Genomic DNA, 25,214 nt, shown 5'->3' on the forward strand with positions numbered 1-25,214 from the left:
ATGCTGGCGGGGGCGGTTGTGCTCTGGATGGGAGCGCTGTGCGTCTACGACGTCCGGGAGCGACGGTTACCTAATGCGTTGACCGTGCCCGGGGCCGCGGTGATCCTGCTCGGCGCACTGGCCGCGGGCCGGGGCCTGCCGGCGCTGGCCGGCGCGGCCGCGTTAGCCGGGGTGTACCTGCTGGTCCATCTACTCGCACCGGCGGCGATGGGCGCCGGTGACGTCAAGCTGGCGTTCAGCGTGGGCGGGTTAACCGGCTGCTTCGGTGCCGACGTGTGGTTTCTGGCGGCGCTGGCGGCGCCGCTGTTCACCGCGGTGTGCGGCGTGGTTGCCCGGTGTATCGGCGGCGCCGCCACCGTGCCGCACGGCCCATCGATGTGTCTGGCCACCGCGGTCGCGCTGGCAATGGTGTTGATGTGAGGTCGGATTACTCGCGAACCATGGCACTCTCGACGTGACAGCCACACCGGTGCGAGACCGCCAACTGTCCGATGTTCTCGAACAGATGCGCAACGAGCAGTGATCTATCTGTACACCTCGGCGCTGACCACGTTGCTCATCGCCGAACCGGAGACGGCGGAACCGCGTCGCGACATACGGCTCATGCCGGTCAGCGAGCCCGGGACGTCCACATGGGAAGATGTTCGGGTGTTGCGCTGGATCACCGCGGGTGAGTCCCATGGCCGTGCGTTGGTGGCCGTGGTCGACGGCATGGTCGCCGGAGTGGACGTCACCTCGACCGACATCGCCGACCAGCTGGCCCGCCGCCGGTTGGGCTACGGTCGTGGCGCGCGGATGACGTTCGAGCGCGACGCGGTGACGGTGTTGTCCGGCGTGCGTCACGGCAGCACGCTGGGCGGACCCATCGCCATCGAGATCGGCAACACCGAATGGCCGAAGTGGGAAACCGTGATGGCCCCCGACCCCGTCGACCCGGCCCAACTGCAGGATGTGGCCCGCAACGCGCCGCTCACCCGGCCGCGTCCGGGCCACGCCGACTACGCCGGCATGCTCAAGTTCGGCTTCGACGACGCCCGGCCGGTGCTCGAGCGGGCCAGTGCCCGCGAGACCGCCGCGCGCGTGGCCGCCGGAACCGTCGCGCGGCAGTTCCTCAAACAGGCGCTGGGTGTCGACGTGCTGTCCCATGTGATTTCAATCGGCTCGTCGGCGCCTTACGACGGCCCGCCGCCCGGGGCCGAACACCTGGCCACCATCGATGCCAGCCCGGTCCGCGCGTTCGGCAAGGCTGCCGAGCAGGCCATGATCGCCGAGCTCGAAGCGGCCAAAAAAGACGGCGACACCCTGGGCGGCGTGGTGGAGGTCGTGGCACTGGGCCTGCCGGTGGGGGTGGGATCGTTCACCAGCGGCGACAACCGGCTGGACAGCCAACTGGCCGCGGCCGTGATGGGCATCCAGGCGATCAAGGGTGTGGAGATCGGTGACGGGTTCGAGACCGCGCGCCGTCGCGGCAGCCTGGCTCACGACGAGATGTACCCCGGGTCTGACGGTGTCGTCCGCTCCACCAACCGGGCCGGTGGGCTCGAAGGTGGGATGACCAACGGCCAGCCGCTGCGGGTGCGCGCCGCGATGAAGCCCATCTCCACCGTGCCGCGGGCGCTGGCCACCGTCGACCTGGCCACCGGGGACGAGGCCGTTGCCATCCACCAGCGCTCCGACGTGTGCGCGGTGCCGGCCGCCGGGGTGGTGGCCGAGGCCATGGTGGCGCTGGTGCTGGCGCGCGCGGTCCTGGAGAAGTTCGGTGGCGATTCGCTGACCGAAACCCGCCGCAATATCGAGGCCTACCAGCGCGCGGTCACCGACCGCCAGTCACCGGCCGCTCGGGTGTCGGGATAGCCGGATAGGCAATCAGATGGCACCAATAGCGGTACTCGTGGGACTGCCGGGATCCGGCAAGTCGACCATCGGCCGGCGGCTGGCCAAAGCCCTCGGGGTCAATCTTCTCGACACCGACGCAGCCATCGAGCAGCAGACCGGGCGCAGCATTGCCGACATCTTCGCCACCGACGGGGAGCAGGAGTTCCGGCGCATCGAGGAAGACGTGGTGCGCGCGGCGTTGGCCGACCACGACGGGGTGCTGTCGCTGGGCGGCGGCGCGGTCACCAGCCCGGGCGTGTGTGCGGCCCTGGCCGGCCACACCGTCGTCTACTTGGAGATCAACGCCGCCGAAGGGCTGCGGCGCACCGGCGGCAACACCGTGCGGCCCCTGCTGGCCGGGTCCGACCGCGCCGAGAAGTACCGGTCACTGATGGCCAAACGGGTTCCGCTGTACCGCCGCGTCGCGACCATCCGGGTCGACACCAATCGCCGCAATCCCAGCGCGGTGGTCCGCTTCATCATGTCGCGGCTGCAGACGCCCAGTCAGACACCTACGCAGGCGGCAACATGACCGAAACCGGCGCGCCCGCGACGGTGCATGTTGCCGTCGACCCGCCCTATCCGGTGGTGATCGGCAGCGGTGTGTTGACACACTTGGACGAACTGCTGGCCGGCCGGCACAAGGTCGCCATCCTGCATCAGCCCGTGCTGGCCGAAACGGCCGAGGCCGCCCGCAAACGCCTGGCCGACAAGGGCGTCGACGCGCACCGCATTGAAATTCCCGACGCCGAGGCCGGCAAGGACCTGCCCGTCGTCGCATTCATCTGGGAGGTGTTGGGCCGCATCGGACTCGGCCGCAAAGATGCCCTGGTCAGCCTCGGCGGGGGAGCCGCCACCGACGTCGCCGGCTTCGCGGCGGCCACCTGGTTGCGCGGCGTGTCGATCGTGCACGTGCCCACCACGCTGCTGGGCATGGTGGACGCGGCCATCGGCGGCAAGACGGGTATCAACACCGATGCGGGCAAGAACCTGGTCGGGGCGTTTCACCAGCCGCTTGCCGTGCTCGCTGACCTGGCGACGCTGCAAACCCTGCCGCACAACGAAATCGCCTGCGGGATGGCCGAAGTCGTCAAGGCCGGGTTCATCGCCGACCCGGTGATCCTGGACCTCATCGAAGCCGACCCAGAGGCTGCCCTGAACCCGGCCGGCGATGTGCTGCCGGAGCTGATCCGCCGCGCGGTCGTCGTCAAGGCCGAGGTCGTCGCCGCCGACGAGAAGGAATCCGAGCTGCGCGAAATCCTCAACTACGGCCACACTTTGGGCCACGCGATCGAGCGGCGCGAGCGCTACCGGTGGCGGCATGGCGCCGCCGTGTCGGTCGGGCTGGTGTTCGCGGCCGAGCTCGCCAGGCTTGCCGGACGGCTGGATGAAGCCACCGCGCAACGCCATCGCGCGATCCTGTCGTCGCTGGGGCTGCCGGTCGGCTACGACCCGGATGCGCTGCCCCAGCTACTGGAGATCATGGCCGGCGACAAGAAAACGCGCGCCGGCGTGCTTCGTTTCGTGGTCCTGGACGGATTGGCCAGGCCGGGGCGGTTGGTGGGGCCGGACCCGGGACTGCTGGTGAGCGCCTACGCGGGAGTCTGCGCCGAATGAGTGTGACGGTGAACGTGATCAACGGTCCGAACCTGGGCCGGCTGGGCCAGCGCGAGCCCGCCGTCTACGGCAGCACCACCCACGCCGAGCTGGTCGCGATGATCGAGCGGGAGGCCGCCGACCTTGGTCTCAAAGCCGTTGTGCGGCAAAGCGATAGCGAAGCAGAACTGCTGGAATGGATTCATCGGGCCGCCGACGCCGCAGAGCCGGTGATTCTCAACGCCGGCGGCCTGACGCACACCTCGGTGGCGTTGCGCGACGCCTGCGCGGAATTGAGCGCACCCCTGATCGAGGTGCATATCTCCAATGTCCATGCCCGCGAGGAGTTCCGGCGGCACTCCTACCTCAGCCCCGTGGCGACCGGAATGATCGTCGGCCTGGGTGTCCAGGGCTATCTGCTCGCCCTGCGCTACCTGGCGAACATCGCCGAACGCTAATCCTGCTTGGGCTTGTTAACGGGGTTGGTCTGGTCATCGTCGAGACGGATCGCCTCGGTGCGTGCCTCAGCGTCGCTGGTGGGGATCGTCTCGGTGGGCGCCTCGGACTCGCCGGTGCGGATCACCTCGGTCGGAGACTCACGCTCTGCGGTGGCGATCGCCTCGGTGGGTGCTTCGCGTTCGACGGTGGCAACGGCGGTGGGCGCGGTGGCCTGCGCCTCCGCCCGGGGGGCCTGGATCTCCCCGGTCGGCGTCTCGTCGGCGCGCACAGCGGAGAATACGTCGGTATCGCCACGACCCCTGGATCCGTCGTGCGCGGGGGGTGGGGGAGCATTGCGGTCGATACGCCAGCGGCCGACGGCCACCCCGGTGATCGCGAACAGGAAGACGATGAGCGCGGTGAAGGCCGCAAACGTCGTCAGCTCGTTGATCAGCCCACCGGCGTAGACGCCGTTGTAGAAAACGGCGATGAGCCAGATCACCGCACCGCTGAGCACTCCGGCTGTCAGGCCGGCCAGCAGCCAGGTCATGGCCAGGTCTTCGCGGCGGTCGGGGTCCGGATTGGCTTTGGCGTCGGCGTTTCCGTCGGTGAGTCCCCACACCACGACGGCGATGATGTACAACGCGAGAAGCACCAGGCTGATCAATCCGGCCTGAGTCTGCCAGGCGTTGATCAGCGCGCCCTGAAAAAGGCGCAAAACGACCATCGCGGCGGCGAACACCAGTCCGCGCAGCATCCAGTTAGTCATGGGAGTTCAGCGTAGCTGTACCGTCAACGGTCGTGACACATTCCCAGCGTCGACACAACCTGAAAGCCAAAATCGGTGCCGCCGGACTGGATGCGATGCTGGTCACCGACCTGATAAATGTCCGATATCTATCCGGTTTCAGCGGGTCGAACGGCGCGTTGCTGGTGTTCGCCGACGACCGCGAAGCCGTACTGGCCACCGACGGCCGGTACCGCACTCAGGCCGCGCAGCAGGCGCCCGACCTCGAGGTGGTCATCGAGCGGGCACTCGGCCGTCACCTGAGCTGCCGTGCGGCCGAATGCGGCGTCGGCAGGCTGGGTTTCGAAAGCCATGTGGTCACGGTGGATGGCCTGGATGCGCTGACGGCTGCGCTGCAGGACACCGAGACCGAGCTGGTCCGCGCGTCGGGGACGGTGGAGGCGCTGCGTGAGGTCAAGGATGCCGGTGAGCTCGCGTTGTTGCGGCTGGCCTGCGAAGCGGCCGACGCCGCGCTGACCGACCTGCTACGGCGCGGCGGCCTGCGCCCGGGCCGCACCGAGCGCGAGGTGGCCCGCGACCTGGAAGGGCTGATGTTCGATCACGGCGCCGACGCCGTGTCGTTCGAGACGATCGTGGCGGCCGGACCGAATTCGGCCATCCCGCACCACCGGCCCACCGACGCGGTGCTGGCCACCGGTGATTTCGTCAAGATCGACTTCGGCGCGCTGGTCGCCGGCTATCACTCCGACATGACCCGCACCTTCGTGCTGGGCAAGGCGGCCGACTGGCAGCTGGAGCTCTACCAGCTGGTCTCCCGGGCGCAGCGGGCCGGTCGCGAGGCGTTGTGCCCGGATGCCGAGCTGCGTGAGGTCGACGCCGCCGCGCGCCAGTTGATCACCGACGCGGGCTACGGCGACAACTTTGGACACGGTCTGGGACACGGTGTTGGCCTGCAGATACACGAAGCGCCGGGCATCGGGGCGACATCCGCCGGTACACTACTTGCGGGCTCCGTGGTGACCGTGGAGCCCGGCGTCTATCTACCCGGCCGCGGCGGTGTCCGCATCGAGGACACATTGGTAGTGCCCTCCAAGACGCCAGGCGCCTCGGAAAGCGCCGGACAGACCCCGGAGTTGTTGACCCGGTTCCCCAAGGAACTGGCCATTTTGTAGGAGATTTAGCAGACCGTGGCGACCACCGCTGACTTCAAGAACGGACTCGTCCTGAATATCGACGGGCAGCTGTGGCAAATCGTCGAGTTTCAGCACGTCAAGCCGGGCAAGGGCCCGGCATTCGTGCGAACCAAGCTCAAGAACGTGCTGTCGGGCAAGGTCGTCGACAAGACCTACAACGCCGGGGTGAAGGTGGAAACCGCCACCGTGGACCGCCGCGACACCACCTACCTGTACCGCGACGGCTCGGACTTCGTGTTCATGGACAGCCAGGACTACGAGCAGCATCCGCTGCCGGAGTCCCTGGTCGGCGACGCCGCGCGGTTTCTGCTGGAGGGCATGCCGGTGCAGGTGGCCTTCCATAACGGGGCGCCGCTGTACATCGAGCTGCCGGTAACCGTCGAACTCGAAGTCACCCACACCGAGCCGGGGTTGCAGGGTGACCGGTCCAGCGCCGGCACGAAGCCGGCCACGCTGGAGACCGGCGCCCAGATCCAGGTGCCGCTGTTCATCAACACCGGGGACAAGCTGAAGGTCGATTCGCGCGACGGCAGCTACCTGGGCAGGGTCAACGTCTGAGCATGCCCGAGGGAAGACCGGGCAAGCCGGTTAAAGGACGCCATCAGGCCCGCAAGCGCGCGGTGGACCTGTTGTTCGAGGCCGAGGCGCGGGGCATGAGCCCGCTCGAGGTGGTCGAGTCGCGCACCGCACTCGCGGCAGCCAAGCCGGAAGTCGCGCCGTTGCATCCCTACACCGCCGCGGTGGCGCGCGGCGTCAGCGAGGACGCCGCCCACATCGACGACCTGATCGCCGCGCATCTGCAGGGCTGGACCCTGGATCGGCTGCCTGCGGTGGATCGCGCCATTCTGCGGGTTTCGGTGTGGGAATTGCTGCATGCCGACGACGTCCCCGAACCGGTAGCCGTCGACGAGGCCGTCGAGCTGGCCAAGGAACTGTCCACCGACGATTCGCCCGGCTTCGTCAACGGAGTGCTGGGGCAAGTCATGCTGGTGACGCCGCAGATCCGCGCGGCCGCTCACGCGGTCCGCCAGGCGGTGCCTGGAGATGCGGAACGCCTGCCGGAAAACCAAGGATCGGGTTCATGAGCAGACTCGAATTGCGTGTCGTGATCGCCGCCTGGATGGCCGCGGCGGTGGTGTTCGGCGCTGTGATCTGCGCTGCCTACGGGTGGGCGATCGTCGCCTCGGCGCTGTCGATCTATGCGCTGGGCGTGGGCGCCTGGCTGTATCACTGTGTAGAGCGCCTGGTCTTGGCCCGTCGCATCAGCACGGTTCGCTCGGCGGCCAAGCCGCTGCAGCCCCTGCTGCCGGTGATGGCCGCGATCATGGGTCTGACCCAGGCGGTGGTGCGGTCCCTCGGCGATGTCACCGACCTGCCGGCGCGTCGCTGGGAGTTTCCGCAATTTCCCCAACTTCCGATGATGCGCTGGGTCGACAGCACGCTGGGTAACCGGCGGATCGTCGACAGCGACGACGAACGGGATGGCTGACCATGCGTCCCGTCGTCGGTGCTGCTCCCGCCCGACCCTAGACGACCACGAAAAACGAATCCCGGTAGGCCTCAAGAAGTCTCAGCCACAATTCGCTGACAGTCGGAAAGCACGGCACGGCGTGCCACAACCGCTCGATCGGCACTTGGCCGGCGACGGCGATGGTGGCCGAGTGCAGCATCTCCGTGACGCCCGGGCCCACCATGGTCACGCCGACCAGATGGCCGCGATCAACGTCGACCACCATTCGCGCCCGGCCTCTGTACCCGTCGGCATAAAGCTTGGCTCCCATGACGACGTCCCCGATTTCGACATCGACGGCCTTGACCCGGTGCCCGGCCTGCACCGCCTGTTCTTCTGTGAGGCCGACCGCGGCGACTTCGGGGTCGGTGAAAAGGGCCTGCGGCACGGCGTGATGGTCTGCGGTGGTCGCATGAACGCCCCACGGCGCGGTGTCCAGCGGCGTGCCCGCGGCGCGGGCGCCGATGGCCGCACCGGCAATGCGCGCTTGGTACTTGCCCTGATGGGTCAGCAGCGCGCGGTGATTGACATCGCCGGCCGCGTAGAGCCAACCATCTTCGACGGCGGGCACGCAGCAGGTGTCGTCGACATCGAGCCAGCTGCCGGGGGTTAATCCGACTGTTTCCAAGCCGATATGGTCGGTGAGGGGTTTTCGGCCGGTGGCAAACAGTATTTCGTCGACCTCGAGCTCGGTGCCGTCGGTCAGCGCGAGTGCCAGCGGGCAGTAGGGGTATGCCCGGCTGAGTTCGCGAACTGTCACACCCGTGCGCACGTCCACACCAGCCTCTGCCAGACCGCGGCCGACAAGCTCTCCCACAAAGGGTTCCATCCGCGGCAGTAGGCGCGAGCCTCTGGCCAGTAAGGTCACCTTTGAGCCCAATCCTTGCCAGGCCGTTGCCATTTCGACACCCACGCCGCCGGCCCCGACAATGGCGAGCCGGTTCGGGACATCGCTACTGTCATTGGCTTCGCGGTTGGTCCAGGGTCGTGCTTCGGCTAGGCCGGGCAAGTCGGGGATCGCGGACCGGCTTCCGGTGCAGATGACAACCGCGTGCCGGACGGCCAGCACCACCTCCCTGCCGCTGGGTGTGGTGACGACAACTCGTCGCGGACCGTCCAACCGTCCATGTCCACGGACCAGCGTCGCTCCGATACCGGCCACCCAGTCGACCCGGCTGGTGTCGTCCCAGTCGTTCACATAGCGGTCGCGGCGGCCGAAGACACCGGCCGGGTCTATCGCACCGGTGACCGCCTCGCGCGCGCCGTCGACCCGGCGGACGTCGGAGACCGCGAGGACCGGACGCAGCAGCGACTTGCTGGGCACGCAGGCCCAATACGAACACTCGCCCCCGACGAGCTCACGTTCGACCACCGCGACGTCCAGGCCGGCCGCCCGTGCGCGGTCCGCCACACTCTGGCCCACCGGACCCGCCCCGAGCACCACTACGTCGAATGTCTGGTCGTATGTCTGTTCCTGTTGGTCGGCCGCCATGGCCGAAATCCTATGTGCAGGCCGTTTTCGGGATCCGCTCGATTCCGAATTACCCTGGGTGAACAGTCCGGATTTGGGGGCGGCTGGTGATCACGTTGGACCGCTTGGTGAATGTGTTGGGTGGTTACGGCGTGCGGCTGCGGTGGTCGTCGTTGCCCAGGTCGACGGAATTGCGCAGTGTGGTGATCCACGAGGCAGCCGCGACCCGTCCGGTAGTCGGAGATGTGTTGCTGGCGATCGGCGCGAGTTCCGTCGCGGAAGCGGTTCAGTGGGCGGCGTCGGCCCGAGCTGTGGTGGTGTTGACCCGCGACGGCGCATCGCCCGTGACCTTGGAGGGTGACCTCACGGCGGGAGCGGGCATGGTGCTCGACGAGTCGCTGTCCTGGAGCGAGGTCGCCGCGGTCGTCTACGGGCTGGTTTTGGAGGGCCGCGAGACGGAATCCGGACGTGGTCCCACGGATCTGTTCGCGCTGGCCGACAGCCTGGCCGAGGCCACCGGTGGAGCGGTGACCATCGAAGATCGGCTGTTGCGGGTACTGGCGTACTCGCGGCCGCAGCAAGGCGCCGACCCCGCGCGGGTCGCCACCATTTTGGGCCGCCAGACGCCGGAGCAGCTGCGCGTGCTCTTGGACGAGCGCGGAGTATTAGCTCACCTGGCCACGTCCGAGGATCCGCTTCACGTTGCCGCAGACAGCGAACATGGCCTGACCGGGCGCATGGTGGTGGCCGTCCGCTCCGGACGCGAAGTCTTGGGGTCGGTGTGGGTGGCGTGTTCGGCTGCGTTGAGCGGTGCCGAGCGCACCGCGTTGACCGACGGCGCGCATACCGTGGCCCTGCATCTGCTGCGGTCTCGAGCCAGCGCCGACTTGGAGCGCCAGGTCGAATCCGAACTGGTGATTCAGCTGCTGGAGGGCACCATTGACGCCGCCACGGTCGCCAGCAGGCTGGGATTGCCGCGCGGTCCGCTGCGGGTGATTGCGTTGCGGGCGTTCGTCGGCGCCGACCGTGATGCCGCGCTGCTGTTGGCTTTCGAGCGCGTCACCACGGGGTTCGGTTGGTCACGGCCGGGCCGCAGCGCGTTGGCGGGCAATACCGTCTACACCGTGCTGCCCGGCGATCAGCCGGCAACGGCGCGGCGCTGGTTCAGCGGTGTCCGGGCGGCGCTGCCCGAGGGGGCCCGGGTGTGGGCCGGCATCAGCGGACCGGCCGAGGTGGCCGACCTCGTCGCGGCTCGCCAGGAGGCCGACGAGTGTCTGGCGCTGCACCAGCTGTCCCCGGACAGCGCCTCCCCACCGGCATACGACCGGTCCTGGGATGACATCCTGCTGCAACGGTTGCGTACCGCGGCCAGGTCCGGGCGGTTGCCAGATCGTGGGCCGGTGGCCGAGCTGCGCCGCCACGACCGAACCAACGCCACCGAGTACGTGCCCACGCTGCGGGCCTGGCTGGAGGAGCAGGGCGACCCGGCGCGGGCCGGTGAGCGTCTGGGGGTGCACGAGAACACCGTGCGTTACCGGCTGCGGAAGATGGCCGAGATCACCACTTTGTCGCTGGACGACGCCAAGAAGCGGTTGGCCATGACGATCGAGCTGGCGGCCACCGATTCTGACGGGCTGCTGTAGCAACCCGACAACGCGCGACGGCCGGGTTGTCGGACTTCGGCAAACACTGCGGCGCCTGTCGACGCCACCCTGGAGGTTGTCAACCTCCGGCAAACCCGTCGATAGGAATGTCCGATGACCACTCCGTGTTCCGACCGGCGCCGGCTCACCGGCCGCACCTCAGGTGACGACGCCTCGATGGACATCTACACCCTGCGCCGGCCGCACCCGCTTGCGGCGTGGCTATCGCGGTGGGCCCGCCGCATGCCGACCGCCCGCGGATTCGAGGTACTGCTTGCGATTTGGGTCGCGGTGGTGGTTTTGGCCGGCCTGCCGATCGCCGTCGTCGTGGGCACCGGAGAGCACGAATCCCGCAGCCGCTTCTACGCCGGGCAGGCGCAAACCCGTCAGTCGGTCACTGCGGTGGTCACCAGCGACAAGGCCGCCCATCAAGAGCTCGCCGATCCGCAGATGGTCAGCGTGCCGGCCCGCTGGGTTGTCGGGGGAGTCGAGCACGCGGGTCCGGTGGATGCGCCGCGGGGCGTGAAAGCCGGTGATTCCGTTGACATCTGGGTTGATGAGAACGGTTATCACGTCGGCCTGCCACTGAGGACCGCGCTGGACGATGCGGTGGCGGCCGGATTGTCGGCCTGGCTGATCATGGCCGCCGTGACAGCCGTGTTCCTGGCCGGCGTCTGGATGGTCGCCGACCGCGCACGCGCCGGCCGATCGCTGCCGTCCACAAGCAGCTGTCGTGGTATCGGTCCGAGGGCCGCGCATCGCTGAGGGTGCTGTCGCAGAACCACAATGGCTCCTCGGGTGATTGGCCGGCTACGCCAAGAACCGCGGTGCCCATTCGGCCCAGCATGAGAAATAGCAAGCAGGAGTTCAGTTTATGGAGGTCAGTGATGGCCGGCGTCGACCGCATTGACGATTGGCCTCGTTCGGTGGTTGTCGTCGGTGCCGGCATCGTCGGATTGTCGACGGCATGGTTCCTTCAGGAGCGGGGCGTGAACGTCACGGTGGTGGATCGCGACGGCGTGGGCGCCGGCGCTTCCGGCGGCAACGCCGGGTGGATTGCGCCGGGGCTGGCACTGCCGCTCAACTCGCCGGCAGTGCTGCGCTATGGAATACGGTCCCTGCTCGACTCGAAAGCCCCGCTACACATTCCGTTCACCGCCGACATGGGCCTCGGGATGTTCTTGGCGCGGTTCGCCGGTCACTGCCGGCGATCATCGTGGCAGCGCGCGGTGCGCGCCAACGCAATCCTCAACGAGGACTGCATCGAAGCTTTCGACGTGCTCATCGCCAACGGGGTCGACGCACCGGTGACCGATGCACCCATCACCGCGGTATTCGACTCCACCGCAGCGGCACAGCGATTCCAGGAAGACCTGCAGGAGCTCGGAAAGGCCGGCCAGACAACGGATATCACCGTATTGACGGGCGCGGCGCTGCGGGAGCAAGTGCCGCTGGCATCCCGGGCGGTCCGGGTCGGGCTCAGCGTCAACGGACAGCGTTTCATCGATCCGGCCCGCTTCGTGGCTGCTCTGGGTCGCGCGGTGGTGAACCGCGGGGCGACGCTGCGCACGCTGGAAATAACCGAAATTGTCAACGCAACCAACAGTATTGCGGTGCGGCCGTGCCGCGGCGCACCGCTGATCACCGACGCCGCCGTGATCGCCACCGGCGCACAATTGCCGCAACTGGCCGGCCGCCGGCTAGGCGTAGCGGTGCGGGCTGGTCGCGGTTACTCGTTCACCGTGCCGGTCGAGCGCCCGATGCCCTGGCCCATCTACCTGCCGAGCGTGCGGGTCGCGGCTACGCCGCACCACGGCGCGATGCGCGTTTCGGGCACCATGGAATTTCGCCACCCGCGCGCACCGCTCATACCCGATCGGGTGGCGGCCATTGTGGCCTCGGCCGGTCCGCTGCTGGATGGCGTGCGATGGGCTGAACGCAGCAACGTGTGGGTGGGCGCGCGACCGATCGCCGCCGACGGCCGTCCCGTCATCGGTGCGGTGTCACCGCGCGTCTTCGTGGCCGGCGGACACGGCATGTGGGGACTGGCGCACGGACCGGTGACCGGTCGGCTGTTGGCCGAGCAGATTACCACCGGCAAGCAACCGCAAGCCCTACGCGAGTTCGATCCGTTGCGCGGAAGGGGCCGCTAGCACACCAGATCACGTCTTGCCCACTACGGGCCCCGAGTCGTCAGGGGCGGTTGCCCCGCCGCGGCCCGCCCCTGACGACACCCCCGACCCCCCACCAAAGGAATGTGATGGAAGCCGCGCTTCTCTAGAGCGCGGTTAGCGCATCAAGTTGGTGATGAAGTAACCAATGGCAGGGGTGGCGGCGTAGCCGCTGGGCGGAGCGGTCGCGGTCGGGCGTAGCCCGATGGCAGCGGGCCCGGTTTGGTTTTCGACGTAGCGTTTGGTCACCGACAACGGCGCTCCGCCGAGCCGATGCGGCGAACTACGATGGCGACCACAGGGCGGCAGGTCGGTAGTTGCCGCCGTCTGCTGCAACTGCGATGTCGGTGGTTGGCTGATCCACCGTCACGACGTTGATGGGCGTCGAGGTCCGGCCGTGGCACTATCAAAGCCGCGAGGCGCAGGCATCCGCCCTCGCGGACGCCAGTGGCGCGTAGGGACGTCACGGTCCGTCACCACGACACGGCTGACATCGAATACATCGAAACATTCCTGCGGGGCGCCCGCGGCGCCGAGCACCGCGACGTGGAGGTCTACTCGCTGCGGTCACCGCTGGGCGCCGCGGTCGCCGGTGCGCTCCCCGGTGACGAACGCAGCTTCACCCTGCCCGGTTGCGCCACCTTGACGGTCACACTCGTGTGCGCCGGACCATACGGCGTCCACATGGCCGGGGCCACCTGAAGCAGGAATGTCGTTGCCCACCAAACAGTAGACGGCTCTGGTGGTTACGAGACTTCGGCGGTCTGTTCGCGCCGTGGGGGATTGACGCGGCCACAGGGGCCGGTTCGCGGAGCGGCCACGGCGGGCGATCCCCTCCCGCCCGTCGGGTCTACGGCGTAACCTCGCGGCATGCGCTGCCGCAATCGGACATCGTCGAACTGCCGGTGTGTCGGTACCGGCCACTATTTCCGTCATTTCCGTCCTGGGCGCGATAATGACAAGTTGCGCCGAATGGCGCTACCGCACCACAAGAACAGGTGACGACATGTACCGAGACAGCTCCCGCCCGCGGCGACTTCGTGTCTCCGCGTTGGCGGCAGTCGCCAACCCGTCGTACACACGCATCGACACGTGGAACCTGCTCGACGATGCGTGCCGCCACCTGGCCGAGGTGGACCTTGCCGGGCTGGACATCACCCACGACATGGCGAAGGTCAAGCGGCTGATGGACCGCATCGGAGCCTACGAGCGGTACTGGCTGTATCCCGGCGCGGAGAGCCTGGCGACCTTCCGTGCTCACCTGGAGAGCAAGTCCACTGTGCGGCTCACCGAAGAGGTGTCGCTGGCCGTGCGCCTGCTCAGTGAATACGGCGACCGGACAGCATTGTTCGACATCTCGGCGCCGCTGGCCGACCAGGAACTGGTGGCCCAGGCCAAACAGCAGCAGTTCTACACGGTGTTGCTGGCCGACGACGCGCCCCCCACGGCTCCGGAGAGCCTCGTCGAGTGCCTGCGGGCGCTGCGCAACCCCGCCGACGACGTCCAGTTCGAGATCCTGGTGGCCCCCAGCGTCGAGGACGCGATCACCGCGGTCGCGCTCAACGGTGAGATCCAGGCTGCCATCATCCGCCACGACCTGCCGCTGCGCTCCCGTGACCGGTTGCCGTTGATGAACACGCTGCTAGGGCCCAATGACGCCGACGGCGCGATGGTCATTCCCGATCGCCCGCACGACTGGATCGAATGTGGTGAGTGGATCAGAGAGCTGCGGCCACACATCGACCTCTACCTGCTCACCGACGAGTCGATCGCGGCGGGCGATGGCGACGAGCCCGACGTCTACGACCGGACGTTCTACCGGCTCAACGACGTGACCGACCTGCACAGCACGGTGCTCGCCGGGCTCCGGAATCGTTTCGCCACGCCGTTTTTCGACGCGCTGCGGGCCTACGCCGCCGCACCCGTCGGCCAATTCCACGCGCTGCCGGTCGCGCGCGGCGCCAGCATCTTCAACTCCAAGTCGCTGCAGGACATGGGCGAGTTCTACGGCCGCAACATCTTCATGGCCGAGACCTCGACCACCTCCGGCGGCCTGGACTCGTTGCTGGACCCGCACGGCAACATCAAGAAGGCGATGGACAAGGCCGCGGTCACCTGGAACGCCAACCACACCTACTTCGTCACCAACGGAACGTCGACGGCCAACAAGATCGTCGTCCAGTCGCTGACCCGGCCCGGCGACATCGTGCTGATCGACCGCAACTGCCACAAGTCGCACCACTACGGCCTGGTGCTGGCCGGCGCGTATCCGCTGTACCTGGACGCTTATCCGCTGCCGCAGTTCGCCATCTACGGAGCGGTGTCGCTGCGCACGATCAAGAAGGCGCTGCTGGACCTGGAAGCGGCCGGAAAGCTGCACAAGCTGCGCATGCTGCTGCTGACCAACTGCACCTTCGACGGTGTCGTCTACAACCCGCGCCGGGTGATGGAGGAGGTGCTGGCGATCAAGCCGGACATCTGCTTCCTGTGGGACGAGGCGTGGTACGCGTTCGCCACCGCCGTTCCGTGGGCGCGGCAGCGGACCGCGATGGTGGCTGCCGAGCACCTCGAAGAGATGCTGGCCTCGGACGAATACGCCAAGGAATACCGGCAGTGGTCGGCGTCGATGCAAGGGGTCGACCGGTCGGAGTGGCTGGATCGCCGGTTGCTGCCCGACCCTGCTCGCGCGCGGGTGCGGGTGTATGCGACGCACTCCACCCACAAGTCGTTGTCGGCACTGCGGCAGGCGTCGATGATCCACGTGCACGACCAGGACTTCAACGCACTCGCCCGCGACGCGTTCGGTGAGGCGTTCTTGACCCACACCTCAACCTCGCCCAACCAGCAACTGCTGGCCTCGCTGGACCTGGCGCGCCGGCAGGTCGACATCGAGGGATTCCAGTTGGTCCGGCAGGTCTACGACATGGCGCTGGTCTTTCGGCACCGGGTACGCAAGGACCGGCTGATCAGCAAGTGGTTCCGTATCCTCGACGAGTCCGACCTGGTGCCCGAGGAATACCGGGCCTCCTCGGTCAGCTCCTACCGTCAGGTCCGGCAGGGCGCGCTGGCCGAATGGAACGAGGCGTGGCGCTCCGACCAGTTCGTGCTGGACGCGACCCGGGTCACCCTGTTCATCGGTGCGACGGGGATGAACGGTTACGACTTCCGCGAGAAGATCCTGATGGAGCGGTTCGGCATCCAGATCAACAAGACGTCGATCAACAGTGTGCTGCTGATCTTCACCATCGGCGTGACGTGGTCGAGCGTGCACTATCTGCTCGACGTGCTGCGCCGGATTGCCACCGACTTCGACCGGACCCAGAGGGCGGCCAGCGCCGCCGACTGGGCGCTGCACCAGCGCCGCGTCGAGGAGATCACCCAGGATCTGCCGCACCTACCCGATTTCAGTGAGTTCGACGTGGCCTTCCGCCCAGACGACAACAGTGTCTACGGCGACACCCGGTCGGCCTTCTACGCCGGCTATGAAGAGTCCGACCGCGAGTACGTGCAGATCGGCATGGCCGGGCGGCGGCTTGCCGAGGGACGGACGCTGGTGTCGACGACGTTCGTGGTGCCCTACCCGCCGGGCTTCCCGGTGCTGGTGCCCGGCCAGGTGGTTTCCAAGGAGATCGTCTACTTCCTGGCCCAGCTCGACGTCAAAGAAATCCACGGCTACAACCACGAACTCGGGTTGTCGGTGTTCACCGACGCTGCCCTGAAGCGGATGGAGGCCGCGCGCAACGCGATTGCCTCGGTCGGAGCCGCGCTGCCGTCGTTCGAGGTGCCGCCGGACGCCTCGGCTCTGAACGGCGACGGCGTCGTGGGGGCTGTCGCCGAGGACGCGTAACGGGTGGGCGCATCGGCCGGCGGTACCCTGATGCTATGCGCACCACTTTGCAAATCGATGACGACGTCCTAGAAGATGCGCGTAGCATCGCACGGGCGGAGGGTCGGTCGGTGGGTGCGGTCATTTCTGAGCTGGCGCGTAGGTCGTTGCGGCCGGTGGGGATCGTCGTGGTCGATGGACTGCCGGTATTCGATGTCCCTCCGGATGCGCCGACCATCACCGATGAAGATGTCGCCCGGGCCCTCGAGGAAGACGTGTGACCGCACTGCTCGACGTCAATGTGCTGATCGCGTTGGGCTGGCGAAACCACGTCCACCACGTGGCGGCGCGGGAATGGTTCACGCGGTGTTCGTCGAAAGGATGGGCTACGACGCCCGTCACCGAGATCGGCTTTGTTCGCATTTCGAGCAATCGCAGGCTGATGCAGGTGTCGACGACACCGTCGACGGCTATAGCGCAACTGGAGGCGCTAAGACGCCTTCCAGGACACGAGTTTTGGCCCGACGACGTGCCTTTGGTGGTCGGTGAGGACGGCGATCGCGGAGTTGTGTCGACTCATCGCCTCGTTACAGACCGTCACTTGATTGCCCTGGCCGCCCGATATGGCGGGCGGCTGGTCACCTTCGACGCCGCACTCGCCGATTCGGCATCAGCCGGAGTGATCGAGGTGCTGTAGCTCAACTGCGATGCGCGTCCTGCCAGGCCCGCAGAATCTCCGGGCGCAGCCGCCCGCGGCCGGATACGGGCAGACCCACGGCTTTCGCCCACGCGCGTAGTTCGGCACTGCTGGGCTCGTGCGTGGCCGGAGTCGGCTCGAAAACCGTTGCGGCGTCGGCATTGTCGACGAACCAGGTGAACGCGGCGGCAAGATAGCGGTAGGTGTATTCCTGGGCGAGCTTACGGGTTTGGCAGAACGCGATCGGCACTGTCGGGAAGCTGATCTGTAACTCGGCAAGCCCGTCGGCGACCGCTGCCGGGCGTGCATAGCTCAGCGCGAAGATCTCCGAATACCGTTCCTCGACGACCACCGCGGCCCGGGGTAGCGCCGCCAGCTCGGTGAGCTGGTATTTCAGCGTGCTATTGAGCACGCCAGAGGCGAAGTCCGACAACGCTTTACGCTCGACTGCCGCGATGAGCTGGCCGGCTACTTTCAGTCCGTAGTCGCCGCAGGCAAGGGCTTCGCGCGTCGTCCGCGCGGGTTTGTCGGCAAAGGTGTAGGGATAGCGTTCGTGAGCGTCGACGATGATGTCGAGTTCCGGGATGCCGGCGGCGCGAGCCGTGGGGGTGCGCACGCCCGGCCGGGACTGCTTGCGGGTCTTGGGGCGCTGCCAGAACACCACCTGGCGGCCGCGAGCCATGGTGTGCACCAGTTGGGATCGGTTCTCCCGGGAGCGGGCAGCGACCACGTCGATGGCCGCGCCGCGGCGGCTGCAGCTGCGCAGCTCGACCCGGTCGACGACGATTGGGTCGTCGGGCCAGTCGGCGATGTCGAGACGATGGCAATACAGCGCCTTTGTGCGCGGCCACACGTCAGACGTGGCGAAGAGCAGTCCTGCGCCCATCGGCAGCCGGATCAGGTAGGGCAGTCGGGAGTTTTCGTCCGGGTTGGCGGCGACGATCAGCTCCACAGATTGTGAGGGTACGGGTGGCATGCGGCGCCGACGACACTGCTTGGGTGTGCACGTGTGGCTTTGAACGTGCGCTCAGAGCGCGAATTTTCGCCGTTTCGCGCCCAGGCTTCCCGGTCAACGCCCTGGCTTCGCACTCACCGCAGGATCGTGGCGTAGAGCAGGCTGTCCTGCGGTTCGGGCCCGATGGTCGGGTGCACGGAGTGGCGGCGCAGCCGGCCCTCGAGCTCGAAACCGGCCCGCTGCAGTAACCGCGCCGAGCGGGCGTTGTCGACGTGACAGGTGGCCCAGACCCGGTACACCCCGGGGTCGGCAGCCAACTCGGCCAGCAACATGGCCAGCGCTTCGGACATGAAACCCCGGTTCCACCACCGTCGGCCGAGACAGTAGCCGATTTCGACGGAGTGGCGCAGCCGGCTTCGGCAGCTGATCAGGCCGACGACGTCGCCGCCGCCGCGGGGCACCAGCAGCCAGGTCCGCTCGTCGTCGCCGACGTTGAAATGCTCGGTGATCACCCGTCGCGTCTCTGCGACATCGGGATGCGGCGTCCACAACAGGTAGCGGGTTACCTCGGGATCGTGGGCAATCCCGTCGAACAACGCCTCGGCGTCGTCGAGCACGGGTGGGCGCAGCAGCAGCCGTGCGCCTTCGAGGTATTCGGACGGGAACCGGGCCATGGCGCCCCGCTACAGTCCGAGGGAGCGGTAAGTGTGGCGGACGAATCGTGGTTGGGCCGTCCGCAGCGTGGCCAGCGCGGGGTTGCCCGCCACCGCCGACGCGGCATCCACCGACAAATCGGGACAATGCTGGATCAGATACAGCAGGATCAGGTCGGCTGACGGGTCGGCCTGCCACCACGTCCCGTATGCGCCGGGCCAGCTGAACGTTCCCGTGCCGCCCGGACCGAACAGCGGCGCCGACTTCGCCGGATCGGTCACGACCGACAAATTCAACCCGAAACCGCGGCCCACCCAGAACGGCGCTCCCAAGAAGTTGTGGCGCTTGTGCTCGTCGGTCAGCCGGTCGGTGCGCATCAGGCGCGCCGACTCCAATGACAGCACCCGGACTCCGTCGACCGTCCCGTCGCCCAGCAGCATCCGCACGAACCGCAAGTAGTCGTCGGCGGTCGACCACAGTCCGCCGCCGGCGTTGGGAAACGACGGCGGCCTGACCTGCGGCGGCCCCATCACGTCGTGGCGCAACTTGTCGTCCTCGTCGAGCCGGTACATGGTCGCGGCGCGTCCCCGCGCCTCGGCCGAGACGAAGAACCCGGTGTCGGTCATGCCCGCCGGACCCAGCACTCGCTCGTCGAGCACCTGATGGAACGGCTTGTCCTCGACGCGAGACACGATCACGCCCAACACGTCGATCGCATGGCTGTAGGTGACCCGGTCGCCGGGCTGGTGAACCAGTGGCAGGGCGGCCAGTTCGGCCAGCCAGGTGTCCGAACCCTTGCCGAAGGGCAGTCGCATGTAGGCCCGCGAGATGGGCCCGGAGACCGAGAAACTGTAGGCCAGGCCGCTGGTATGAGTCAGCAGATCCTCGACCAGGATGGGGCGCCGGGCCGGATGCGTCCGGTCCAGCGGGCCATGCGGGTCGTCCAGCACCTGCGGGTCGGCCAGCTCCGGCGCCCAGCGCGCGATGGGGTCCCGCAATGTCAGCTTGCCCTCGTCGACCAGGCTCATGGCCGCGGCAACCGTCACCGGCTTGGTCATCGACGCGATGCGAAACAGCGTGTCTCGTTGCATCGGCAGACCCGCATCGACGTCGCGGTAGCCGATCTCGTTGACCTGCAACACCTCTCCGCGTTGCCAGACCACGGTCACCGCCCCGGAAAGCAGGCCGGCGTCACAGACTTGGCGAATGGATGCCTGATTGCCGTCGAGCTTCACCGGCCCTAGGTTAGTCGCCGGACGTCGGCGGGCGCGGCGGCGGGACCGACTGTCGGCTCATCGCGATCGACCGTGGGTCGGGGGTCGGCGCACGCGGTTGTTAGTTGTGCGAAAAGCCTTCCGACCTGGCCATGGCGTGTTACCCTCGCGCTCTCCGGCAATGTGATCTGGGGAACAGGCTGTGGGAGCGACGGCTTGGGGCTGCTAACCGAGCCGTTGCGGTGAACCAGGGTGCGGGGAGCGGTCACCAAGACCCGCAACTGTGGACGGGGACCGGCGTGCCGGCCTCCGTCCATGCCGTATGAACCTAGCGATCCGCTGCTCCATTACCACCGGTTGGATAACTCAGCAAAGGTTGGCCATGAATGGCTTGATCTCACAAGCGCACACCTCCCACCGACGTCTCACCCACCGACCCTCGTTCCCGGTGCCGGCCGCGATGCTGTTCGCGGCAGCGCTGTTCGCGACGGTCATCACCGGGTGCGGCCACAAAGCGGCCACCGGCACCTCTCAAACCTCCGGGGCATCCTCAAGCTCCGCCGCGACCAGCGCGTCCGGGTCATCCGGCGCCCCGTCACCCGAAGCTCAGCAACTCCTGCAGGACAGCTCCAAAGCGACCAAAGGCCTGCACTCGCTTCATGTGAGTCTGCAGACAACCAACATCACGACGCTTCCCATGGAGAGCGTCAATGCCGACGTGACCAACCAGCCGGAGGGCAACGGTCAGGCCGTCGGGGACGCCATGATCAGATTGCAGCCGAAGGCCCCCGCGGTCTCCAAGCAGTTCCTGGTCACCAACAAGACCATGTACACCAAGGACGACAGCGGGAAGTACACCTCGATGGGGCCGGCGGAGAAGATCTACGACCCGGGCATCGTCCTCGACAAGGACAAGGGACTGGGCAACGTCATCGCCAAGGTCCAAAGTGCGCAGATCGCCGGAAACGAAACGATCGACGGTATCGCCACCGTCAAGGTGACGGGAAGCATCGACGCCGCGGTGATCGATCCACTGGTGCCTCAGCTGGGTAAGGGCGGGGGCACGCTGCCGATCACGTTGTACATCGTCGACGTGAAGGCGGCGGGCACCAGCACCACGCCCGGAGCGCCGGCGCCCAGCCCCAACTTGGTGCGCATGGTCGTCGACAAGGACCAGGGCCACGTCACCATCAACCTGTCGGCCTGGGGCGCGCCGGTCACCATTCCCAACCCGACGGGATAACCGCCGCGGGGTGCATTGCCGATTGGGAACCGGCCCGCGACTGCCGAACGGCGGCTAGGACCGCCGAATCGTCTCCGGGCCGGTTCCCGCCCGCGGTTGGCTCCTTGGGGCGCAACCGATTTGGTGCACCGTAAGGGCAGATCGCGCGGCCCCGAATGCCGTTGAGAATTCTCCAAGGCCATACGTCCAACATTGGGGCACCATTGGGGTCACTTCGCCGGAACCGACGGCCACCGCCCGATCTCACCCGACCAGACCTGGAGGAATACGAATGACGAACGACCTCCCAGACGTTCAGGAGCGCGGCCCCGCTCTGCGCCCTGCTCCTCCTCCTGGCGGGCCACCGCTGTCAGACGTGTGGGTCTACAACGGGCGGGCATACGACCTCAGCGATTGGATATCCAAGCATCCCGGTGGCGCCTTCTTCATCGGGCGCACCAAAAATCGCGATATCACCGCGATCATCGCCTCCTACCATCGTGATCCGGCCAAGGTAGAGCGAATCTTGGAGCGCCGCTACGCCCTGGGCCGCGATGCAACGCCGCGCGATATCCATCCCAAACACAACGCTCCGCCGTTCCTGTTCAAAGACAGCTTCAACAGCTGGCGGGACACCCCCAAGTACCGTTTCGACAACCCCGACGACTTGATGCACCGCGTCAAAGCGCGGCTGACCGAGCCGGCGCTGGGCGCGCGGATCAAACGGATGGACCGGCTGTTCAATATCGTCGTGGCGCTGCTGGCCGCCGCGTATGTGGCGGTCCAGGGTGTGCGGTTGGCCGAACCACGGTGGATGCCGTTGTGGGCCTTTGTGATTGCCATGGTGCTGCTGCGCAGTTCGCTGGTCGGCTACGGCCATTACGCGTTGCATCGGGCGCAACGGGGCCCTAATCGGTTCTTCGCCAATGCCTTCGACCTGAACTATGTGGCGTTGTCGTTGGTGGTCGCCGACGGGCACACGTTGCTGCATCACCCGTACACCCAAAGCGACGTCGACATCAAGAAGAACGTCTTCACGATGATGATGCAGCTGCCGCGGCTGTATCGGGTGCCGGTGCATACGGTTCACAAGTTCGGCCACCTGCTCACCGGCATGGCCATCCGCATCGCCGACGTGTGGAACATGACTCGCAAGGTGGGTGTCGAGGAGGGCTACGGAAGTTGGCGCAATGCGCTGCCACACTTCCTGGGGTCGTCCGGGGTGCGTCTGCTCCTGGTCACCGAGATGGCGGTCTTCGCCCTGGCCGGCGACTTCTGGGCCTGGGCACTGCAATTCGTCGTGACGCTGTGGGTCAGCACCTTCCTGGTGGTGGCGAGCCACGAGTTCGAGGACGACGCCGGCGAGCCCGCCCCAACCGGTGAAGACTGGGGCGTGGACCAAGTGGTGCACGCCAACGACCTGGTGGTGGTCGGGAATCGCTATGTCGACTGCTTCCTGTCGGCGGGCCTGAGTTCGCACCGCGTCCACCATGTATTGCCGTTCCAGCGCAGCGGGTTCGCCAACATCGTCACCGAGGACGTATTACGGGAAGAGGCGGCGAAGTCCGGCGTGGAGTGGCTTCCGGCAAAGAGTTTCGTGACCGATCGGCTGCCGAAGCTCTGCCGCACCTACCTGCTCTCGCCGTCGCGCCAAGCCAGGGAGCACAAGTGGGGTTTCCTGCGGGAACACTGCTCGCCGGCGGCCTGGAAAGCCAGTGCCGGCTACGTGGTTGCCGGCTTCGTCGGAATCGGGTCGGTATGAGCAGCGCAGCTGAGGGTGGCGCCCTGCGCCCGGTGGCCGAGGCGCCCGGCTGCGAAGCCCACTATGACCTCGCCCAGTTGCCACCGGCTCCGCCGACAACGGTGGCGGTCATCGAAGGCATGGCTACCGGGGGGCCGCGACGGGTGGTCCGGCAGTCCGACGCCGCTGCGCAGGTGGCCCAGATGTTCCTCGACCCGCAACAGCGGGAACGGGTTACCCGGGTCTATGAGAAGACCCGCATCGACACCCGGAGGATGGCCGTCAATCCGCTGGACGCCGAGTTCGACGCATTCCGGCGCGAACCCGCAACCATCCGGGACCGGATGGGCCTGTTCTACCGGCATGCGGTACCGCTGGCGGTCGAGGTGAGCCGGCGTGCGCTCGACGGACTTTGCCACGGTGCCGAAGAGATCGGGCTGTTGGTGTTCGTCACCAGCACCGGGTTCATCGCTCCGGGCGTGGACGTGGCGATCGTCAAGGAACTCGGCCTGTCGCGGGCGATTTCGCGAGTCGTGGTCAATTTCATGGGATGTGCGGCGGCGATGAACGCCATTCGCACCGCCACCAATTACGTCCGAGCCCACCCGGCAATGAAGGCGTTGGTGGTGTGCATCGAATTGTGCTCGGTCAACGCGGTTTTCGCCGACAACATCAACGATGTGGTGATCCACAGCCTGTTCGGCGATGGCTGTGCCGCGCTGGTGATCGGTGCCAGCCAGGTGCGACAGCAGTTGCCGGCGGGCAGTGTGGTGATCCGCAGCAACTTCAGCCGGCTCCTCGACGACGCCGAAGACGGCATCGTGCTGGGCGTCAATCATGACGGCATCACCTGCGAACTGTCAGAGGACCTGCCCGACTACATTTACCGCGGAGTTGCGCCAGTCGTCGCAGAAATGCTGCAGGACAACGGATTACAACAGTGCGATATCGATCTGTGGGCGATCCATCCGGGTGGTCCCAAGATCATCGAACAGTCGGTGCGCTCGTTGGGCGTCCCGGCCGAGCTCGCGGCGCCCAGCTGGGATGTGCTGGCACGCTTCGGCAACATGCTGAGCGTCTCGCTGATCTTCGTGCTGGAAATGATGGTGCGGCAGGCGGAGTCGGCAAAACCCATCTCGACCGGCGTGGCGTTCGCCTTTGCGCCGGGGGTCACCGTCGAAGGCATGCTGTTCGATATCGTGCGCCGGTGACCGCGGCTTTGACACTCGAAGGGAGGTGGCACATGACCAATGCCCCCGGGCGGCCGAATGCCAATGCACCGGCGACGGACCGCGTCCTGTACCGCTCGTTGATGACCGACAGTACGCGCTGGGACGCCCTGCAACTGCGTGACGGCGACATCATCATCTCGACGCCGTCCAAGTGCGGCATGACCTGGACACAGCGGCTGATTTCGCTGCTTGTCTTCGACGGGCCGGAATTGCCGGGACCATTGTCGACCGTGTCACCGTGGCTCGACCAGACCATCCGGCCCATCGAGGAGGTGGTCGCCGTCCTCGACGCACAGGACCACCGCCGGTTCATCAAGACCCACACCCCGCTGGACGGTCTGGTGCTCGATGATCGCGTCACCTACATCTGCGTCGGCCGCGATCCGCGCGATGCCGCAGTGTCGATGCTGTTCCACGTCGCCAACGTCGATGCCGAGCGACTGCGGGAATTGCATGAGGCCGCGGTGCCCCCGCCGCTGCAGCCGGGTCGGCCGGGGCCCGGGCCCGCCCCGCAATCCGGTGGCCGCGGCCCGGCCGAGGAGTTCCGGCACTGGATGGAGGGGCCGGCCCTGCCACCGCCGGGCGTGGGGTTCGCGCCCCCCAAAGGAATCGGAACGCTGGCCAACGTGCTGCACCACTTCGGCACGGCATGGGAGCGGCGGCACCTGCCGAATGTGGCGCTGTTCCACTATGCCGACTACGAGGTGGACCTGATAGCCGAGCTGATGCGGCTTGCCGCGGTACTCGGTATCGACCTGAGTCGCGATCGCGCCCGCGAACTCGTCGCCCACGCGTCGCTGGACGCCATGCGATCCCGCGCGGCGGAGATCGCCCCCAACACCACCGACGGCATCTGGCACAGCCAGGAGCAATTCTTCCGCCGCGGCCGCAGCGGCGACTGGCAGCAGTATTTCGGCTACGAGGAGCACCGCCGCTACAACCACCGCATCAACCAGCTTGCCCCACCGGATCTGCTGGCCTGGGCGCACGAGGGGCGCCGGGGCTACGACCCCGCCGCCTGAGGCTCG

General features: G+C 67.2%; 26 protein-coding genes. 20 read left to right on the forward strand and 6 right to left on the reverse strand.

Annotation, left to right across the window (positions count from 1 at the left end; genetic code table 11):
* From EET10_RS11700 to aroQ, 5 genes are all read left to right on the forward strand, one after another.
* The gene (locus EET10_RS11700; RefSeq protein ID WP_063468268.1) at positions 1 to 420 is read left to right on the forward strand and encodes a prepilin peptidase; all 420 of its coding nucleotides are present in this window, start codon (positions 1 to 3) and stop codon (positions 418 to 420) included.
* 228 nt (positions 421 to 648) lie between these two features.
* Positions 649 to 1,854 carry a chorismate synthase gene (aroC, locus tag EET10_RS11705; RefSeq protein ID WP_063468274.1) on the forward strand — a complete coding sequence of 402 codons (1,206 nt, stop codon included), beginning with the start codon at positions 649 to 651 and terminating at the stop codon, positions 1,852 to 1,854.
* A gap of 16 nt (positions 1,855 to 1,870) precedes the next feature.
* Positions 1,871 to 2,407 carry a shikimate kinase gene (locus tag EET10_RS11710; protein WP_063468267.1) on the forward strand — a complete coding sequence of 179 codons (537 nt, stop codon included), beginning with the start codon at positions 1,871 to 1,873 and terminating at the stop codon, positions 2,405 to 2,407.
* Positions 2,404 to 3,492 carry a 3-dehydroquinate synthase gene (gene aroB, locus EET10_RS11715; protein ID WP_122502161.1) on the forward strand — a complete coding sequence of 363 codons (1,089 nt, stop codon included), beginning with the start codon at positions 2,404 to 2,406 and terminating at the stop codon, positions 3,490 to 3,492. The genes EET10_RS11710 and aroB overlap by 4 nt, the downstream gene beginning before the upstream one ends.
* Complete coding sequence (gene aroQ / locus EET10_RS11720) at positions 3,489 to 3,929, forward strand: type II 3-dehydroquinate dehydratase (protein WP_036401227.1); 441 nt, start codon at positions 3,489 to 3,491, stop codon at positions 3,927 to 3,929. The genes aroB and aroQ overlap by 4 nt, the downstream gene beginning before the upstream one ends.
* Here aroQ and EET10_RS11725 read toward each other — a convergent pair.
* Positions 3,926 to 4,678, reverse strand: a complete 753-nt coding sequence (locus EET10_RS11725; protein ID WP_063468266.1) for a B-4DMT family transporter — start codon at positions 4,676 to 4,678, stop codon at positions 3,926 to 3,928. The two genes, aroQ and EET10_RS11725, sit on opposite strands and share 4 nt — an antisense overlap.
* A gap of 32 nt (positions 4,679 to 4,710) precedes the next feature.
* On the opposite strand from EET10_RS11725, the gene EET10_RS11730 reads away from it, so the two are divergent.
* The 4 genes from EET10_RS11730 to EET10_RS11745 are packed head-to-tail and all read left to right on the forward strand — an operon-like array spanning position 4,711 to position 7,339.
* Positions 4,711 to 5,829 (forward strand): M24 family metallopeptidase, encoded by a 1,119-nt coding sequence (locus EET10_RS11730; protein ID WP_063468265.1) that lies wholly within the window; start codon positions 4,711 to 4,713, stop codon positions 5,827 to 5,829.
* Between the two features lie 15 nt (positions 5,830 to 5,844).
* A complete protein-coding gene (efp, locus tag EET10_RS11735) occupies positions 5,845 to 6,408 on the forward strand; it encodes an elongation factor P (protein WP_036401225.1) in 564 nt (187 codons plus the stop codon).
* Positions 6,409 to 6,410: 2 nt separating this feature from the next.
* Positions 6,411 to 6,935, forward strand: coding sequence for a transcription antitermination factor NusB (nusB, locus tag EET10_RS11740; RefSeq protein WP_036401224.1), 525 nt, complete (start codon positions 6,411 to 6,413; stop codon positions 6,933 to 6,935).
* The gene (locus EET10_RS11745) at positions 6,932 to 7,339 is read left to right on the forward strand and encodes a hypothetical protein (RefSeq protein WP_051490385.1); all 408 of its coding nucleotides are present in this window, start codon (positions 6,932 to 6,934) and stop codon (positions 7,337 to 7,339) included. Before nusB ends, EET10_RS11745 begins: the two co-directional genes overlap by 4 nt.
* 37 nt (positions 7,340 to 7,376) lie before the next feature.
* Here the strand turns inward: EET10_RS11745 and EET10_RS11750 are convergent, their stop codons facing one another.
* Positions 7,377 to 8,852, reverse strand: coding sequence for a dihydrolipoyl dehydrogenase family protein (locus EET10_RS11750; RefSeq protein ID WP_063468264.1), 1,476 nt, complete (start codon positions 8,850 to 8,852; stop codon positions 7,377 to 7,379).
* Between the two features lie 86 nt (positions 8,853 to 8,938).
* Between EET10_RS11750 and EET10_RS11755 the strand changes: the two genes are divergently transcribed.
* From EET10_RS11755 to EET10_RS11765, 3 genes are all read left to right on the forward strand, one after another.
* Positions 8,939 to 10,474, forward strand: a complete 1,536-nt coding sequence (locus EET10_RS11755) for a PucR family transcriptional regulator (protein WP_063468263.1) — start codon at positions 8,939 to 8,941, stop codon at positions 10,472 to 10,474.
* 114 nt (positions 10,475 to 10,588) lie between these two features.
* A complete protein-coding gene (locus tag EET10_RS11760) occupies positions 10,589 to 11,239 on the forward strand; it encodes an Rv1733c family protein (protein ID WP_122502162.1) in 651 nt (216 codons plus the stop codon).
* A 122-nt stretch (positions 11,240 to 11,361) separates the two neighbouring features.
* A complete protein-coding gene (locus EET10_RS11765; RefSeq protein ID WP_063468261.1) occupies positions 11,362 to 12,627 on the forward strand; it encodes an NAD(P)/FAD-dependent oxidoreductase in 1,266 nt (421 codons plus the stop codon).
* A 135-nt stretch (positions 12,628 to 12,762) separates the two neighbouring features.
* Here the strand turns inward: EET10_RS11765 and EET10_RS31615 are convergent, their stop codons facing one another.
* On the reverse strand, positions 12,763 to 12,894 hold the full coding sequence (locus tag EET10_RS31615; protein ID WP_280177813.1) for a hypothetical protein: 132 nt from the start codon (positions 12,892 to 12,894) through the stop codon (positions 12,763 to 12,765).
* 198 nt (positions 12,895 to 13,092) lie between these two features.
* On the opposite strand from EET10_RS31615, the gene EET10_RS11770 reads away from it, so the two are divergent.
* The 4 genes from EET10_RS11770 (at position 13,093) to EET10_RS11785 (ending at position 17,168) form a co-directional block, all read left to right on the forward strand.
* The gene (locus EET10_RS11770) at positions 13,093 to 13,347 is read left to right on the forward strand and encodes a GreA/GreB family elongation factor (protein WP_051490382.1); all 255 of its coding nucleotides are present in this window, start codon (positions 13,093 to 13,095) and stop codon (positions 13,345 to 13,347) included.
* A gap of 304 nt (positions 13,348 to 13,651) precedes the next feature.
* Positions 13,652 to 16,492, forward strand: coding sequence for an aminotransferase class I/II-fold pyridoxal phosphate-dependent enzyme (locus EET10_RS11775; RefSeq protein WP_036401219.1), 2,841 nt, complete (start codon positions 13,652 to 13,654; stop codon positions 16,490 to 16,492).
* 35 nt (positions 16,493 to 16,527) lie between these two features.
* Positions 16,528 to 16,752 carry an antitoxin gene (locus tag EET10_RS11780; RefSeq protein ID WP_036401216.1) on the forward strand — a complete coding sequence of 75 codons (225 nt, stop codon included), beginning with the start codon at positions 16,528 to 16,530 and terminating at the stop codon, positions 16,750 to 16,752.
* Entirely contained in the window at positions 16,749 to 17,168 is a 420-nt protein-coding gene (locus tag EET10_RS11785) for a type II toxin-antitoxin system VapC family toxin (RefSeq protein ID WP_036401212.1), read from the forward strand. Before EET10_RS11780 ends, EET10_RS11785 begins: the two co-directional genes overlap by 4 nt.
* Before the next feature lies 1 nt (position 17,169).
* Here the strand turns inward: EET10_RS11785 and EET10_RS11790 are convergent, their stop codons facing one another.
* The 3 genes from EET10_RS11790 to EET10_RS11800 all read right to left on the reverse strand — a co-directional run bounded on the left by EET10_RS11790 (position 17,170) and on the right by EET10_RS11800 (position 20,012).
* Positions 17,170 to 18,120 (reverse strand): ERCC4 domain-containing protein, encoded by a 951-nt coding sequence (locus EET10_RS11790; protein WP_122502163.1) that lies wholly within the window; start codon positions 18,118 to 18,120, stop codon positions 17,170 to 17,172.
* Positions 18,121 to 18,257: 137 nt separating this feature from the next.
* Entirely contained in the window at positions 18,258 to 18,797 is a 540-nt protein-coding gene (locus EET10_RS11795; RefSeq protein WP_036401207.1) for a GNAT family N-acetyltransferase, read from the reverse strand.
* 9 nt (positions 18,798 to 18,806) lie between these two features.
* Positions 18,807 to 20,012: a serine hydrolase domain-containing protein gene (locus EET10_RS11800; RefSeq protein ID WP_036401205.1), complete on the reverse strand. Its 1,206-nt coding sequence runs from the start codon at positions 20,010 to 20,012 to the stop codon at positions 18,807 to 18,809.
* A 361-nt stretch (positions 20,013 to 20,373) separates the two neighbouring features.
* Here EET10_RS11800 and EET10_RS11805 point away from each other — a divergent pair, with 361 nt between their 5' ends.
* The 4 genes from EET10_RS11805 (at position 20,374) to EET10_RS11820 (ending at position 25,208) form a co-directional block, all read left to right on the forward strand.
* Positions 20,374 to 21,234, forward strand: coding sequence for an LppX_LprAFG lipoprotein (locus EET10_RS11805; RefSeq protein ID WP_099188283.1), 861 nt, complete (start codon positions 20,374 to 20,376; stop codon positions 21,232 to 21,234).
* Between the two features lie 271 nt (positions 21,235 to 21,505).
* Positions 21,506 to 22,975: a fatty acid desaturase gene (locus EET10_RS11810; protein ID WP_122502164.1), complete on the forward strand. Its 1,470-nt coding sequence runs from the start codon at positions 21,506 to 21,508 to the stop codon at positions 22,973 to 22,975.
* Complete coding sequence (locus tag EET10_RS11815; RefSeq protein ID WP_036401203.1) at positions 22,972 to 24,165, forward strand: type III polyketide synthase; 1,194 nt, start codon at positions 22,972 to 22,974, stop codon at positions 24,163 to 24,165. Before EET10_RS11810 ends, EET10_RS11815 begins: the two co-directional genes overlap by 4 nt.
* A gap of 32 nt (positions 24,166 to 24,197) precedes the next feature.
* The gene (locus EET10_RS11820) at positions 24,198 to 25,208 is read left to right on the forward strand and encodes a sulfotransferase domain-containing protein (RefSeq protein ID WP_174719686.1); all 1,011 of its coding nucleotides are present in this window, start codon (positions 24,198 to 24,200) and stop codon (positions 25,206 to 25,208) included.
* The last annotated feature ends 6 nt before the right edge of the window (positions 25,209 to 25,214 follow it).

The organism is Mycobacterium pseudokansasii, from assembly GCF_900566075.1.
GTDB classification, from domain to species: Bacteria; Actinomycetota; Actinomycetes; order Mycobacteriales; family Mycobacteriaceae; genus Mycobacterium; species Mycobacterium pseudokansasii.